Annotated in this window: 15 protein-coding genes; 6 read left to right on the forward strand and 9 right to left on the reverse strand. The window is 45.8% G+C overall.

What is annotated here, in order from left to right:
* Positions 1-32 precede the first annotated feature (32 nt).
* Positions 33-476: a threonine/serine exporter family protein gene (locus JOD21_RS08895; RefSeq protein WP_204729268.1), complete on the reverse strand. Its 444-nt coding sequence runs from the start codon at positions 474-476 to the stop codon at positions 33-35.
* 15 nt (positions 477-491) lie between these two features.
* A complete protein-coding gene (locus JOD21_RS08900; RefSeq protein ID WP_204729364.1) occupies positions 492-1,253 on the reverse strand; it encodes a threonine/serine exporter family protein in 762 nt (253 codons plus the stop codon).
* A 384-nt stretch (positions 1,254-1,637) separates the two neighbouring features.
* Between JOD21_RS08900 and JOD21_RS08905 the strand changes: the two genes are divergently transcribed.
* The gene (locus JOD21_RS08905; protein ID WP_239581511.1) at positions 1,638-2,105 is read left to right on the forward strand and encodes a helix-turn-helix transcriptional regulator; all 468 of its coding nucleotides are present in this window, start codon (positions 1,638-1,640) and stop codon (positions 2,103-2,105) included.
* Entirely contained in the window at positions 2,083-3,249 is a 1,167-nt protein-coding gene (locus JOD21_RS08910) for a PstS family phosphate ABC transporter substrate-binding protein (RefSeq protein WP_239581512.1), read from the forward strand. Before JOD21_RS08905 ends, JOD21_RS08910 begins: the two co-directional genes overlap by 23 nt.
* 60 nt (positions 3,250-3,309) lie before the next feature.
* Here JOD21_RS08910 and JOD21_RS08915 read toward each other — a convergent pair whose 3' ends face one another.
* From JOD21_RS08915 to JOD21_RS08945, 7 genes are all read right to left on the reverse strand, one after another.
* Positions 3,310-4,308 (reverse strand): acrylyl-CoA reductase family protein, encoded by a 999-nt coding sequence (locus JOD21_RS08915; RefSeq protein WP_204729269.1) that lies wholly within the window; start codon positions 4,306-4,308, stop codon positions 3,310-3,312.
* A 20-nt stretch (positions 4,309-4,328) separates the two neighbouring features.
* Complete coding sequence (locus JOD21_RS08920) at positions 4,329-4,919, reverse strand: DNA-3-methyladenine glycosylase (protein WP_204729270.1); 591 nt, start codon at positions 4,917-4,919, stop codon at positions 4,329-4,331.
* A 141-nt stretch (positions 4,920-5,060) separates the two neighbouring features.
* Positions 5,061-5,261, reverse strand: a complete 201-nt coding sequence (locus tag JOD21_RS08925) for a cold-shock protein (RefSeq protein WP_041123677.1) — start codon at positions 5,259-5,261, stop codon at positions 5,061-5,063.
* 645 nt (positions 5,262-5,906) lie between these two features.
* Positions 5,907-6,815 carry an NlpC/P60 family protein gene (locus JOD21_RS19575; RefSeq protein ID WP_204729271.1) on the reverse strand — a complete coding sequence of 303 codons (909 nt, stop codon included), beginning with the start codon at positions 6,813-6,815 and terminating at the stop codon, positions 5,907-5,909.
* Positions 6,812-7,912 carry a dipeptide epimerase gene (locus tag JOD21_RS08935; RefSeq protein ID WP_204729272.1) on the reverse strand — a complete coding sequence of 367 codons (1,101 nt, stop codon included), beginning with the start codon at positions 7,910-7,912 and terminating at the stop codon, positions 6,812-6,814. Before JOD21_RS08935 ends, JOD21_RS19575 begins: the two co-directional genes overlap by 4 nt.
* A complete protein-coding gene (locus JOD21_RS08940) occupies positions 7,909-8,832 on the reverse strand; it encodes a S66 peptidase family protein (RefSeq protein ID WP_204729273.1) in 924 nt (307 codons plus the stop codon). The genes JOD21_RS08935 and JOD21_RS08940 overlap by 4 nt, the downstream gene beginning before the upstream one ends.
* A 314-nt stretch (positions 8,833-9,146) precedes the next feature.
* Entirely contained in the window at positions 9,147-9,896 is a 750-nt protein-coding gene (locus JOD21_RS08945) for a sugar phosphate isomerase/epimerase family protein (RefSeq protein WP_204729274.1), read from the reverse strand.
* A 235-nt stretch (positions 9,897-10,131) separates the two neighbouring features.
* Here JOD21_RS08945 and JOD21_RS08950 point away from each other — a divergent pair, with 235 nt between their 5' ends.
* The 4 genes from JOD21_RS08950 to JOD21_RS08965 all read left to right on the forward strand — a co-directional run bounded on the left by JOD21_RS08950 (position 10,132) and on the right by JOD21_RS08965 (position 16,072).
* Entirely contained in the window at positions 10,132-12,243 is a 2,112-nt protein-coding gene (locus JOD21_RS08950) for a beta-propeller domain-containing protein (RefSeq protein WP_204729275.1), read from the forward strand.
* 411 nt (positions 12,244-12,654) lie between these two features.
* Complete coding sequence (locus tag JOD21_RS08955) at positions 12,655-13,458, forward strand: Cof-type HAD-IIB family hydrolase (protein WP_204729276.1); 804 nt, start codon at positions 12,655-12,657, stop codon at positions 13,456-13,458.
* A gap of 21 nt (positions 13,459-13,479) precedes the next feature.
* On the forward strand, positions 13,480-14,145 hold the full coding sequence (locus tag JOD21_RS08960; protein WP_239581513.1) for a pseudouridine synthase: 666 nt from the start codon (positions 13,480-13,482) through the stop codon (positions 14,143-14,145).
* A 112-nt stretch (positions 14,146-14,257) separates the two neighbouring features.
* Positions 14,258-16,072 carry a mechanosensitive ion channel gene (locus JOD21_RS08965; RefSeq protein WP_204729277.1) on the forward strand — a complete coding sequence of 605 codons (1,815 nt, stop codon included), beginning with the start codon at positions 14,258-14,260 and terminating at the stop codon, positions 16,070-16,072.
* The last annotated feature ends 21 nt before the right edge of the window (positions 16,073-16,093 follow it).

The raw sequence follows: 16,093 nt of genomic DNA on the forward strand, positions 1-16,093 counted from the left end.
AAAAGCCCGGCGCAACGCCGGGCTTTTTCATATTAACCGATTCTCTTCAACCGGCTCTGCTTCATAATCTGGCTGATTACCTCTGACAGTACAATACCCATCGCAATAGACCCTGATACCATAAATGCTTTTGCCGCATAGGAAAGTGCCATATTATAATCATTCGTTACAAATGAGCGCATTGCATTGTATGCAGTTCCGCCCGGTACAAGCGGAATAATACCGGATACGATATAGATAATAACAGGCGCTTTATAGACGCGGGAGAACACCTGACTGATCACAGCAATCATAAATGCTGCTGCCACAGTTGAAGGTACTTCCCCGATCCCCTGAAGCGTCAGGATGAAAAAGGCCATCCAGCCGAGCATCCCGACAAGTCCGCATTTCCAGAGTGCTTCTTTCGGTGCGTTAAAAATAATGCCGAATCCCGCAGCCGCAATGAAGCTTGTAACGACTTGAATCAAGATATCCACAGGTTCTCCCCCTTTCTATAATAATGTGACAACAACTGCAATTCCTGAACCAATCGCAAACGCGGTCAGGAAAGCTTCGGCTCCTTTGGATAATCCGGATATAAAATGACCTGCAATCAAGTCCCTGACTGCATTTGTAATCAAAAGTCCAGGCACAAGCGGCATGACTGAACCAATAATAATCTTATCAAGCTCCTGTCCAAACCCCACCGCAACTGCACCGGCAGCGAGCAGTCCAATGACAAGCGCCGCCATAAACTCAGAGAAAAACTTAATCAGGACAAGCTCATGAACGTATACAACACTTGCAAAGCCAAGTCCGCCAATAATCACTGCAGGAATAAAATCCGCCCATGACCCCTGAAACATCATGAGGAAACAGCCGCTTGAAACTGCAGCTGCAGCCACCCGCGTTTTATGAGAATACGTTTCATCATCTTTATAAATTCTTTTTAAAATACGATAAGCCTGTGCAACGTCCAGCTCTCCATTTGCAATTCTGCGGGAGGTGCTGTTCACAAGCATCACTTTTTTCAAATCTGTGGTGCGGTCTGAAATCCGGATCAGCTTTGTCTTCGTCGGCTCTTCTGTCTCAATCGAAAACATGATGCCAGTCGGCGTGACATAGCTGTGGGATTCTTTAATCCCGTAATTCTTTGCGATCCGCATCATCGTATCTTCCACGCGATATGTCTCCGCTCCGCTCTCAAGCATAATCTTTCCCGCAAGCAGACATACATCCATCATGTCATACTGCTCCTCGAGATACTGCTCCATATCTTCAATCTCCATCCCGTCACCACCTCCGTACCATTTCAGTGCTATTAGTGTAGCATGATTTATTTGGGGATGGGGAGGAAATTTCGGGTTGATTGTGGACAGTTTGAGGTGATGACTACGGCTGTTTAAAAGGATGTGACATCAGGAGCGGAGGATCGCTACCGGAACGGCGTGAATTGCTGCCAGTTACCGTGTGTACCACTACCCCTGGGTCAAGAATGAATACCAGCTGAGCAGGAATTGCTACAACTTGATGCAAATATTTATCTTCACTATCCACACCATTTACCCACAACTGTGTAAAAGTTTTCATTGACGAATATTTCAAATGGTGTAATATTACACTATAAGGAACTTTTTAATCTGACAGGGGTGAATTTTTTGAATAAAGAGCAGGTTATCCACATGATTGCGGAAAAGATGAAGTTAATTCGTGTAGAAAATGGTTATTCTCAGGACAAAATGGCTGACATCCTGGGGATATCTAAAAAAACACTTGTTCAGATCGAGAAAGACCGTTCTCTCCCAGGATGGAATACAGTGGTTGCTATAACTGCCCTTTTTCATCAGAGTGAAGTGCTGCACCATACACTTGGAGATGAACCGCTTGAAGTCATCAGACTGGTTACATTTGAACATGCAGATGAGCCGGTCAGTCGTACGCTTGGCGGAAAAGTATGGTGGAAAGAGCTTCACAATGCTGGTGAATACCGACTTCAGCAGAACGTCATCAGCAAGCATTACCGCATTCTGGATCAGAAGCATTTCAGATGGATCAGTACGTTTGATGAAAAAGAAGCCTATCTGAGATTGGAGGAATTGAATCATGGAAGAACGACCGAAGAATAATCTGCTACGAGCAATAGGTGTCATCTTTGTTGGTGTTGTTGGATTCTTTTTTGTCAGCTTTGCAAGTCTATACACGTTGCTGATCATCGGACAGCGTGAAATGATCATCCTGATTGTCGTAAGTGTAATTTTATACATATTATTTATTCTCCGCTTTTTCCGGCTGCTTAAGGGTAAAAAACTTACCTATACGCTTATTGGAGTCATAGCAACTGTCCTTTTAACAATTGGCAGCATGGCCGCTTATGACGCTTACCTTGTGAACATAACGAATTCTGCAGAGGTCGATCTGACTGAGTATGAGCCGTTTGAATCCGGTACAAAAGCCGTGTCAATGGATCGCGAAGCGTCATTGCATTTAGAAGAAGACTTACCAAAACTCGATGGTGCAACGGCACTGTATCCACTGTATTCAGCTTTTGTTCAGGCAGTTTATCCCGAGAATGATTATCCACATGTGGGTAACTCAGTGGTTCTATCGACCAAGACCGATCATGCCTATCAAAGGCTCATCGATGAAGAAACAGACATCATTTTCACTGCAGGCCCCTCTGAAAGGCAGGAGCTTGCCGCAAAACGTGCAGGACACACATTCGAAATGACACCAATCGGACGTGAAGCTTTTGTGTTTTTTGTAAATGTGAATAACCCTGTGGATTCTTTAACCACTGAAGAAATTCAGGACATATACTCCGGTAAGATCACAAACTGGAAAGATGTCGGCGGGGAGGATGAAGAAATCCAGGCATTCCAGCGGCCGGATGACAGCGGCAGCCAGACTGCACTTGAGAAACTAATGTATGGCATTCCGATTATGGAAGCGCCCGGCGAAGAAATTGTAACCGGAATGGGAGGCATTATTAAAGAGACATCTGATTATCGTAATCACGGTAACGCGATTGGCTTTTCTTACAGATTCTTTTCCACAGAAATGGTTCGGAATAGGGATATCAAGCTGCTGGCCATTGACGGTGTTCATCCTTCAGCTGATTCGATTCGCAACGATAGTTATCCCCTTTCTGCTGAGTTCTATGCGATCACTGTAGGTGGACGTACTGAAAAAGAGCAGCAGCTGATTGACTGGATTTTGTCTGAGGAAGGCCAATGGATTGTGGAGGAGACAGGGTATGTGAGTGTGGAGTAAAGCACTTTAACCTGTACGCAAAAAAGCTGCCCGGATCAACTCCGGACAGCTTTTTTTCATCTATTCCCCGGCAACCTTCACCAGCACGCGGCCGCGGATTTTACTTTCAATAATATCAGTCATCGCCTGCGGAACGTCTTCAAGCGCTACTTCACGATCCACCAGTTCTTCAAGCATGGAAGGCTTTAGATCAGAGCCGAGACGCTTCCAGATCTGTTCCCGCAGAGGCATTGCACAGTAGGCGGAATCCACACCGAGCAGACTGACACCCCGCAGGATAAATGGATGCACAGTGGCCGGTACTTTAGTTCCGCCAGTCAGGCCGCTGACTGCAACCGCCCCGTTTTGCTTCATTTTACTCAGCACAGAAGCCAGACTGTCACCGCCGACAGGATCTACAGCTCCAGCCCAGATTCCTTTGTTAAGCGGTCTGATTTTCCCGCCATCATACACCTCATCACGCGAAATGACTTTACTCGCGCCAAGAGATTTTAAATAATCATGTTCCGATGATTTACCAGTACTCCCAGCCACCTCATACCCTTTTGCTGCGAGCATCGCGACAGCCATACTGCCAACACCGCCAGTTGCACCGGTAACGAGTACTTCACCTGATTCAGGCGTGACATCCTCTTTTTCAAGCCTATGTACAGACAGTGCTGCTGTGAAGCCAGCTGTCCCGAAGATCATTGCCTCTCTTAATGAAAGTCCTTCTGGCAATGGCACCACCCAGTCTGCCGGGATCCGCGCATATTCACTGTACCCGCCAAAATGCGTCACACCGATGTCATAGCTCGTCGCAATGACCTGATCCCCTTTTTGAAAACGGCTGTCTTCTGACGACTCAACCGTTCCTGAAAGATCAATTCCCGGTATAAATGGATAGGACTGAACGATTTTGCCATCTTTTAATCCGGCCAGTCCATCTTTAAAATTAACGCTTGAATACGCCACTTTAATCAGCACTTCACCTTCTGGCAGCTGATCTTCCCTTACATCCGTCAATTTTGCTTCGACCTGATCATCTTTTAAGTCAACCATTACCGCTTTAAATGTCATACTCGTTTCCTCCTCTTCATTTACCTTGAAATATACGGATTGCCTTTTACAAAAAAGCGCCATGGATAATCACGCGCTTCTCCTGTATTATCAATCCCGATCCGCGGACCTGTCATCACTTCAAATTCACGATCTTCCCATCCTTCAAAAATCTGCAGCGGCGGCACTGTGTAATGGGATCCATAATCACTCATCGCAATCCCAAGCGCCTTCGTGAGCTTTCCGGGCCCATTCGTCCACTCAACCTGCTTTCTTCCCGGCCGCCTTGCCTCCATTAAATGAAGTCCTTCAACCGGTTCAACCGCCCGAATCAGCACAGCCTGCGGAGTGTCCACCTCAGATGCCACAACATTCACAAGCGTATGTGTATGCATTTGATACGTATACACAGAACCAGCCTTCCCAAACATAATCTCAGTCCGGCGCGTCCGGCGGTTGCCATAACTATGCGCCGCCCGGTCTTCAGCACCCATATACGCCTCCGTCTCTACAATAATACCGGAAGCCCTGCCCTCAGACGTCTCCTTCACAAGCAACTTCCCAATCAAAGCCTCCGCAAGCTCAAGTGCAGATCGCTCATAAAAAGACTGCGCCAGTGGTTTCATGATCATCACACACTTTCTTTTGGTATACTTTTGTCTTTCCCTATGTGGTTCGTGGTTAAAACACGGGTGATGTAAGCAGCATGAATATCACAACGCAAAAAAACACCCGCTCCTCAAAAGAGAAGCGGGTGTTTTGGAAGTGTAAAATTATAATTTTACAACGTTAGCAGCTTGGTCGCCACGGTTGCCTTGAGTGATTTCAAAGCTAACTTTTTGACCTTCTTCAAGAGTTTTGAATCCGTCGCCAGTGATAGCTGAGAAGTGTACGAATACGTCTTCGCCGCCGTCTACTTCGATAAATCCAAATCCTTTTTCTGCATTAAACCATTTTACTGTACCTTCGTTCATGGGTAATTCCTCCACTGTGTTCTAAGTTTTACTTAATAGCTGAGTAAAAACAAAGAATTCACATGCTATCACAAGCTTTTTACATGATCGGAAAATGTAAAAAGTTCCTGATAACATGTGAATTAGATGGTGTTACGTATTAAGCATAGACTTATCATAGCATGGGGTTTTGGAAATAGCAAACCTTTTGGCAAAATACTTTCCGACATGATTCGTCATCGCTGCTGTGCAAACGCTGTTAATGTGATCACACGAGCATTGCTGTTGCTGCAGAAAAAATTAATATGATCTGAATAAAATCGTTTGTGATCGATTGGTTTACCGATAGATAGGATCTGTAAAACCAGTGATATGACCTCAAGTCCTTAACCCTATACCCATCGCACCCCAACAAAAAAGACTACCCCTCAGGACAGCCTCTCTTCATTCATTTAATATCGCTTTGTTTTACGGCTATTTAAAAACTTACGGATGAACGGGTACACGATCGGTCCGTATTTGATTGCGCGTTTAATGAGTCTTCCCATTATGAATCCCTCCCGCTTTTGCTCAAGTTAATCATGTTATTCCCACATTGCGGAGGGTACAAACCTGCTTCACGGAATCGCGGCACATCATAAAGTGTATGATGATCTTCTCTTTTATTTATTCCGCCCAGTAGCGCCTGACCCCGCACCATTCTTTTTCATAAAATGTTCCTGCGATTTCCTGGATCATGATTTTTTTACCGGGAGTCGGTGAGTGAATCATGTTTCCGTCTCCGTGATAAATGGCTACGTGATGCAGGTCTCCTTTTCCTTCTTCGTATGCGAAAAAAATCAGATCTCCTGGCTGCACATCTTCTTTGGCGATTTCTTTACCTGCCGCCGCCTGGTCTGAGGCATCACGCGGAATCAGATAACCGTTCGCCCGCATCATGGAGTAGCTGAAGCCAGAGCAGTCATAGCCGTGCGGCGTCATGCCGCCCCAGAGATACAGCAGGTCCAGAAACCTTTCCCCGTCTTTTAAAATATCAGCCGGCGTTCCTTTTTTCAGATCGCCATGGAAAAGTTGTACGGCATCCCTTTTCACAAAAGCCTGACCATGTGGGCTGTGGACTTCAACAAGTCCGTCCTGCACATCGGTGACAGGGAGGATCGTAGTGAAAGCGAGCGTTGTCAGCGTCTCACCGTTTTCACCTAAAAGCGGGGCGAAATCTGATGTGACGATCATTTTCTCTTCTGACGGCTCCATATCAGCTGCGTCAATTTCAGTCAGCTGGATAGAAGGGATCCAGCCCGGATAGCCTGCCGGGTGCTTTTTTGAGCTTTGAGAAAGTACAATCACATGCGCCCAGTCTCCCTGAACTTCTTCGATCTCCACAACGTCTCCGTAAAGCACCTGCGACTGTACGCGATTGCTGTCCAACAGATCTTTGCGCTCTTCACCAGTCATGCCTTCAAGCCATTTTTCAATCTCAACAGGTGATGTCAGCGCCAGTGCATCAATGTCGCGCGGTGATGCCGGCTCTGTCCAGAGTGTTGCTGCTGTTACATTGATATGAGCTGTTCTCACGCTTGTCCCCTCCCAATTACTGCATCATCTTTAATTGACTCAATGCCAAGCCCTGCCGTCCCGCTAAACGTCATACGTGCGCGGTCGAACTGAACGCCGCCACCCACAATATCCTCAGCAAGTAAAAGCGGTGCATCAAAATCATAGCGCGTGATGATCCGCTGACTTGCTGCAAAATGTGCGGCTGCTGAGATACCGACTTTCGTCTCGATCATACTGCCTGTCATACATGGAATATCATACGCTTCAGCAAGCTTTGCAATGATCAGCGCCTGATGAATACCGCCTGCTTTCATCAGCTTAATATTAATCAGATCCGCTGCACGCATTTCGAGTACGCGGATCGCGTCCTGTGGGCTGAACACACTTTCATCAGCCATAATTGGTGTGTATGTATGGTCTGTCACATATTTTAATCCTTGTATATCATGCGCTTTTACCGGCTGTTCGACGAGCTCAATGTTCAGACCCTCATCTTCCATCCGGCTGATCGCATATACCGCCTCTTTCGCTGTCCATCCCTGATTCGCATCGAGTCTAAGCGTGCAGTCTGTCTTTTCACGAATCGCTCTGATACGTTTCAGATCATCTTCAATCGCACCAGTCCCGACTTTAATTTTCTGCACTGAAAAACCGTCCTGGTTAAATTGCTTAGCATCCTCAGCCATCTCTTCAGGCTCATTCACACTGACTGTATAATCCGTATCAAATGAGTCAGTTGATCCGCCCAGGAATTGATACAACGGCATGTCTGCGTGCTGTGCGAGCAGATCATAGATCGCACAGTCTACAGCCGCCTTAGCACTCGTGTTACGGACCATCGCTTTATTGATCGTATGCAGCAGGTTCTCTCTATTTAAAAGCGACTGCCCCACACATTGCGGGGCGATGATGCCATTGATCGCTTCTTCAATACCTGCCAGTGAATCTCCTGTAATCACATGCGTCGGCGGTGCTTCCCCATACCCTGTGCGGCCTTCTTCATCTGTGATTTTGACAATGACAGAGTCAGAGACCGTCAGCGTTCTAAGCGCTGTCTTAAATGGCTTTTTTAATGGCACTCTCACACGGAACGTTTCAATACTGCGGATCTTCATGACTCAATCCCCGGCAGCAGCGTGAGCGTTTTATCAGCTGCTGAAAGCTTTGCATTGACGCCAAGCGGTACTGAAAAATGCGGTTCACAGTGACCGATCTTAAATCCTGATACAACCGGGATTCCAAGGTCTCCTAAATAATGATGCATCACTTCCTCAAGTGACAGTGAAGGTTTGCCGTTTGTCGGCACAGCATTTTTAAAGTCCCCCACTACGATTCCGTTCAATTCCTGCAGCTTACCTGCTGACTTCAGCTGGCTCAGCATCGCGTCGATTTTGTAAGGCTCTTCGTCTATATCTTCTATTAAAAGAATTTTATCCTTCATATCTATTTCATGCGGCGTATTCTGTGTGCTGACAATGAGTGAAAGGTTACCGCCAGTGAATTCACCGGTTGCACCGCCTGAAGCGATCACATTCAGCTCACCGAAAGCTTCCGTATAATGAAGCTCTCTTGGTTCAAACAGCTGCGCAAACATTTTCCCTGAAAGCTCATGAAATTCATCTTTCCCGATATCAGAAGCAGGCATTGGACCATGGAATGTCACAAGCCCTGTCGCCTGGCGGATCGCTGTATGTAAATAAGTGATATCACTGTAGCCCCAGAAAATTTTTGGGTTGTTGCGAATCAGATCATAATCGATTTTGTCAGCAATCCTGCCAGTGCCGTATCCTCCGCCGGCGCAAATCACTGCTTTTATTTCCGGGGCAGCAAACATTGCATGCAGATCCTCAAGCCTTTCCTCATCTCTCCCTGCGAGGTAGCCGTTGACGTTGCGGACATGTTTAGCTTCTTTTACTTTCAGACCGAGTGACGTGAAGAATTCAATCGATTTTTCCATACTTTCTATATTCGGCGGACTTGCAGGGGCAATAAACCCGACTGTGTCTCCGATTTGCAGTCTTTTTGGATAGATCATGTTTGTCGCACTCCTTTTTGATGTTTTGAAAATGGGTTTTGGTGCCGGCAAGACGTAGGTCTATTTACACTTTTCTGCGAACGTGCTGTGTTTTTCTAAGAACTTATTGTATTTTCCTGCGAATCTCACATATTTTTCTTCGAACGTAAACGGTTTTTCTCCGAACATCGCATACTATTCTACGAACCGACTGATATCCAAGGCCGGAATCTCCTATCATCCTACGCCCACACCCGCCGAACCATTCATCTTACATATAGCAACGCCTGCATAAAGCGAAAAATCCGGGACCAGCCCCGGATTTTAGCTATTTATTATTTGTACCAGCCCTTCACGACATTCGCACTCGGCTTCACTTCTTCAAGCGGGTCTCCGTCAAAGTGCTCCTGCTCTACAACGAGCCACTCTGTATCAACGCGGTCTGCGAAGCTTTTCAAATCAAGTGTTCCGTGACCGATCGCCGCAGTTCTTTTATGGCCGTTTTCTTCAACCATATCTTTTAAGTGAATAGAAAATACTCTCTCTTTCAGACGGTCAAGAAGATTATATGTATGAACGCCTGCATATTCTGTCCAGTAGACGTCAACTTCAAAACAGATCTGATCCGGCTCAGTCATTTCTTCAAGCACATCCCAGCCAGTAATACCCGTTTCCACTGTTGCAAATTCAAAATCATGGTGGTGGTAACCAAGCTGCAGACCTGCCTGACTCACTGTCGGGTACGCTTCATTCAACAGTCTGGAGAGCTTTTTATAACCCTCAAGTGTCCTCCATTCCTCGTCTACAAATGGAATAATCAGTTTTTTATTGCCGATTTCATTACTGAAGCTGATCCAGTGATTCAGTTCATCTTTATTTTCAAGTGCTGTGACTGGTATATGAATGCCGGCTGCACCGAGGTGATTTTCCGAAAGGAGCTTTTTCCATTCCGCTCCTGACTTGCCGTAATCCCCTGCAAGCTGTACACCGTCGTATCCGGCTTCACTCAGCTTACGAATTGTGTCTTCAGGGTTCTGTTCCATCGCTTCTTTCACTGACCATAATTGTAATGCTACTTTCACCATACAAACATCTCCTCTTTTATTTTAGCCGATTTAAAGTTAAATATCGTTCTGGTACAGCTGGAGCGGAAATCACCAGCCAACTTCAGCAAAGCCTTTACATAAGGGTATTATGAAACCACTTTCATCTCAAGTGGAAGGCATTTTATTTTCAGATTATTTTTGTAACTTAATTGAAATATAAACGTCTAATAACTAACTAATCAACGAAATATTTCCTGATGGGAGGTTCATATTGATGAAAAAATGGTACATTGCTGTTTCAATTTTACTGGTTGCAGGGGGTGCCCTGGCGTTCTATTTGTTGCAAAAGCCTGAAGTGACGAATACAGCGAGCGGTGCTGAAGTCCGGTCAGTGTTCAGCGATCATACGTGGAGGCTGCATTTTACTGAACAGATGCGTGATGACACAGTTAATGAAGAGACGGTGGCGGTGCGTGATCAGGATGGCAAGGAAGCTGAAGTGAGTGTTGAACTGATTCATGAAGGGCGCACACTTTCAATTGCACCTCCTGAAGGCGGTTACGCGGCGGATGCAGTCTATACGCTTCATTTGTCAGAGGAGATCAGATCGTCTCTCGGCCTGAAGCTGAGTGATGGTCAGATGATTGAGTTTAAAATCGTTGAAGATCTGCCCAAGTTCGCAAATGAACAGGAATTGAGAGACCATTTTGCTGCGATTGCTGAAAACGAGCGTTCAAGAAATGTCGAGGGAGAAGGCGCGATGGAGGAGTCGGCAAGCGAATCAGCTGACACAGCTTCAGACGGCGGTGGCGCAACAGGAGATCATTCTGTTACGAATAATCAGGTAGAAGGTGTGGAGGAAGCCGATCTTGTACAGACAGACGGCGAATTCATTTACACACTATATCGGAATGAGGAAATCAGAATACACCAGATTGCTGAAGACAATTCAGCTGAATTGCTTCAGACGATCCCGCTTTCTGAAGGGAATTTTTACGGGACAGAACTTTATCTGCATGAAGACTTACTCGTTGTAGTGGGTGATTACTGGCATAGTGAACCCGGTGAAGAAGTCAGTACAACGACTGCTAAAATTTATGATGTAGCGGACCCTGCCGCCCCTTCCATGACACGTGAATTTTCTTCAGAAGGATACCTTGCCAGTTCAAGGATGGTTGGAGATATCCTTTACATGGTGACCAATCACCATCCGAATGTATGGATTATGCAGGAGGAAACGGAAGCTGAAGTCAGGTTACAGCCTTACATTAAAGACAGCGCTGTATCTGACGAATTTTTCGAACAGCCGATTGATCAGATTCAGAAACTGCCTGAGACAGACAGCGCTGAGTATGCGACTATTTCAGCGATCCCTGTCAATGAGCCTGAAACAGAAGCTACTGTTCATTCTTACCTTGGCAGCAGCGGTCAATTATATATGTCTGCAGAGAATCTTTATATTGCAGCTGCTCAATACTCATTCTTCACAACGATGGAAATTATGCCGGCTGGCGGGATGAATGATGAAACAGAGATCTATAAATTTGCGATCGACGAACTTGACGTTCAGTTTACAGCTCAGGGTAAAGTGCCGGGACGCGTGCTTAATCAGTTCTCGATGGATGAGTACAACGGTTATTTCCGCGTCGCGACAACAGATGGCTCAATGTGGTCAGAGGATCAGCCGTCAACGAATAACCTGTATATTCTCGATTCTCAAATGGCGCTGACAGGTTCAGTTGAAGACCTTGCGCCGGGTGAGCGTATCTATTCGGCAAGATTTATGGGTGATAAGGCGTACATTGTGACGTTCAGGGAAACCGATCCGCTCTTTGTCATCGATACAGCAGATCCGGCAAATCCTGAAGTGCTTGGCGAACTGAAAATCCCGGGCTTCAGCTCCTACCTCCATCCGCTTGGTGAAAATCACCTGATCGGATTTGGCACTGAGACTTCTCTTGAAGAATCAAAGCCTGGTGAGGCGCCGATCGTCAGACAGGAAGGCATGAAGATTTCACTATTTGATATTACTGATTTTAACAATCCGGTTGAAAAGGACGTGGAAGTCATCGGCGGACGCGGCACCTATTCTCCGATTCAATATGATCACAAAGCGCTTTTCCGTCATAATGAACGTGGGCTTTACGGCTTCCCGGTTATGCTCTATGACGGTGAAAATGAAATGGGACTGGAATTCGTTGGCCAGGGAGCATTGATGTATTCCATTACCACAGATGGCATTGAACTTGCAGCTGAATATCTGGATGAAAAAGATCCGGATCAGTTGTACGAGGAATATGAAAGTATGGTCCAGCGCATGATCTATGTGGATGATACGCTGTACCTGGTGAAGTTTAACGGAATTGAGCATTATCCGCTGCCTTGATTAACTGGCTTCGCGTTGTAATGGTCGTATGATTGCCCGGCAATGGTCTGATACACCCGGGTTTATGGTCATATCAACGGCTGCAACGGTCATCTGCCAAGAACCCCGCCGTCATTCTCGGCACTATCTCTCTTAATGTCCTCAGGAAACTTTCAACACAGTTTCCTGAGGGCATTTTTTGGTGTGTGCGAGTGCTGACAACTTCGCATAGGTCTAATTGCATGATTTCATGAACCATACGTGTAATGTCATGATCGTTCCGCGTAATCTCATGAACACCAGTCATAATCTCCTGAACCACACAGGTAATCTCCTGAACCCCCCACCCCATCCCCATACCCCACTCAACTTGCCACCCCGCCCTCCTCTCCAGTAAAATAGAGATATGTATAGACAAGAAGGAGACTAATTATGACTTACAAAATGATCGTTTTAGATATGGATGACACACTGCTGCAGGATGACCATACGATTTCTGCAGAGACGGCTGAAGCACTTTTAGCGGCGCAGGAAAAAGGCATCAAGGTCGTGCTTGCTTCCGGACGCCCGACGTTTGGCATGTGGGATACGGCGAACGAGCTGCGTCTGGCGGATTACGGAAGTTATATCCTTTCATATAATGGAGCGAATATTTTTAACGCGAAAACGAAGGAACTGTTGTTTGAAAGCACGCTTTCACCTGAGACGGTGCACCACCTTTATGACTTGAGCCAAAGGGAAAATGTCGGTATTCAGACGTATGTGAATGAAGCGATCCTGACGCCCCAGGATAATGAGTACACACAGATTGAATCAACGCTGACGGGTCTGCCGGTTGCACTGACGGATGACTTTAAAAAAGCAGTTGATTCACCGGTTGTTAAAGTACTTATGCTTGAAGAAGGCAGCGTACTTGAAAAGGTCGAAAAAACGCTTAAAGCAGAGCTTGCAGGCACGCTCAGCGTGTACCGTTCGAAGCCTTACTTCCTTGAATTCACAGAGCATGGCGTGACAAAAGGAACGAGCCTTGAACAGCTTGGGAAAAAGCTTGGCATTGACCGCTCTGAGATCATTGCAGTCGGTGACAGCTATAATGACCTTGAGATGATTCAGTATGCAGGACTTGGTGTTGCAATGGGGAATGCACCTGCTGATATACAGGAAGCTGCTGACTTTGTCACAAAATCCAATATGGAACACGGCGTAGCGCACGTTGTGAAAAAATTCTTATTATAAATGATACACATCCAGACTTTTATGGCGAAAAGCGGTGTGTATTCCAGACGTGAAACAGGCAGGCTGATCGAAGCCGGCAGGGTAACTGCGAATGGCAAAGTCTGTACTTTTAAGTCAGAGGTCGAGGAGTCAGATCATATTTTAGTAGACGGTCTTCCTTTGCCTCCTCCTGCCGAGCCAGTATATCTTGCCTTTCATAAACCTGAAGGTATCACCTGTACAGCGCAGACTGCCATCGAAGGGAATCTGATTGAATATCTGAAGTGGGAATCACGTATTTTTGCCATTGGCAGACTCGATAAAGCGTCAACTGGACTGCTGCTTTTAACAAATGACGGGTCGATTGTGAATCCATTAATGAAGGAAGAAGCTGCGAAGGAGAAAGAATACCTCGTTCGTACGAGCCGGCCGGTATCAGATCAGATGATTGAGAAGATGCATGAAGGCGGCCTTCTCATAAAAGGAAAAGAAGCTTCGCCTGCATTTGCTGAAAAAACCGGCGAATTTACGTTCCGGATCATTTTAAAACAGGGACTGAACCGGCAGATCCGGCGTATGGTGAGTGCATACGGAAACCATGTCACAGACTTAAAGAGAATCAGAATTTCACATATTCATCTCGGTTCCCTGCAGCCCGGTGAGTGGCGGCATCTGTCAGAAGATGAAGTAAGCCGTCTGAAAAGCTAGTGCAAAGGCACTGGCTTTTTTATTTTTCTGAAAATTTATATTAAAAATAGTTTTTATTTGTCATAACAGGGGAATCTAATAGTTGACTATAAAAATACGGAGGAGGGTTTATATGAACAATACCTGGTTTTCAGGCGATGGGTTTAATACGAGTGGATTTCTGAATTCTCTCGGGAATCTTGTACTTGCCCTGATCGTTCTGTTTGTCGGCTTCATTATTGCGAAAGCAGTGTCAGCCGGTGTCGAAAAATTACTGAAGAAAACCGGGGTTATCCGCAAGTATGGATCACCCGGAAGAGGGCGTCGCTCAGTACCGCCGGAAGGAGAAGAAACATCTTCTAAGAAGTGGACACCTGAGAAGATTGCCGGAACAATTGTCTTTTGGATTCTGATGGTATTTGTCTTTATCTTATTCTTTAACATTCTTAATCTGAATATTATTGCTTCACCGCTCGTCGATATGATGAGTACGATTCTGGCGTTTATCCCGAATGTCTTAACAGCAGCACTGATTTTACTGCTGGCTTATATTCTGGCAATCGTATTAAAAACTGTCGTTGTCAAAGTTGGACATAAGCTTGTTCAGAACAGAAAAGTACGTGACAGTAAGTATGTAAAAGATTCTTCTAATCTTGGAAGCTATGTAGACAGCGCCGGAACAATCGTGTTCTATCTTGTCTTACTGATGTTCCTGCCGGGTATTCTCGGTGCACTTGGTATTGACGCAGTGTCTGAACCGTTCAGCGGCATGCTTGCAAGTTTCCTTGGCTTTATCCCAAGACTTGTTGCTGCAGCACTGATCTTCGTGATTGGCTGGATTGTTGCAAAGATTGTACGGGACATTGTCTCTAACTTCCTTCATGCAGTCGGAACAGATAAGCTTGGCACAAGACTGGGTCTTGATAAAGTACTGAAAGACACGTCTATTTCATCAATTATTGGAACAATCGTGTTCGTTCTGATTATGATTCCAGTCACAATCTCAGCGCTTGAACGTCTGCAGATTGAAGGAATTACAGGCCCTGCGATTAACATGCTTGATGACGTCATGGCAATGATTCCGAACATTGTCATTGCGATTCTTCTGATCTTTGTTGGTCTGTTCATTGGTAAATGGGCACGCCGTTTCACAGCGGATCTCCTTTCAAGACTCAGCTTTAATAACGTAACAAGCCATCTCCGCGTTGGCGGATGGAAAGCATCAGGCAGCAGTATGACACCATCTGATATTGTTGGTTATCTTGTACAGATTATTGTTGTGATTCTGTTTGTTGTTGAAGCTTTCCAGATTGTTGGACTCAGCTTCCTTGTCGATCTTGGCACAGCAGTCCTGGCATTCCTGCCAAGCGTGATTACTGCGATTGTGATTCTTGGACTTGGTATTATCCTGGCAAATGTGGTCAAGCGCATTCTTGCAAGCCTGCTTGAAGGATCAGAGCTTTCAATGCTCAGCTCAGTCGCGAAGTATGCGATTATGGCCCTTGCACTCTTCATGGCACTTGACCAGCTGGGTGTAGCAGATACAATTGTGAACTCAGCGTTCATTCTGATTCTTGGTGCAGCTGCACTGGCATTCGGTCTTGCCTTTGGACTTGGCGGTCGCGACAATGCTTCGCGCTACCTTGACAAAATGGAACGAAAAGCTGAAAACACTGAAATCAACAGAGAAAATGCAAAACGTGAAAAAGAGAAGATGAAAGAAGAACACCGTAACGAAGGCAGTCAGCATACTGAATCAACACCTCCTCAGGAAGCTGTGCGTGATGACGCAGATCAGAGACCTGTCGATCACGACTGGAGCGATGATCTGTCACGTGACACATCAGCATGGGACAGCGTAAACGATTCAGATGACTTTGAAAATGATCAGCGCGGGAATAACCCATTTGCCCCTGATGATTTTGATAACGATCGCCGCGGTGAATAAAACAGATTTGAAAAGAGCTTT

The sequence above is a fragment of the Jeotgalibacillus terrae genome (assembly GCF_016908195.1).
In the GTDB taxonomy this organism is placed as follows: Bacteria; Bacillota; Bacilli; order Bacillales; family Jeotgalibacillaceae; genus Jeotgalibacillus; species Jeotgalibacillus terrae.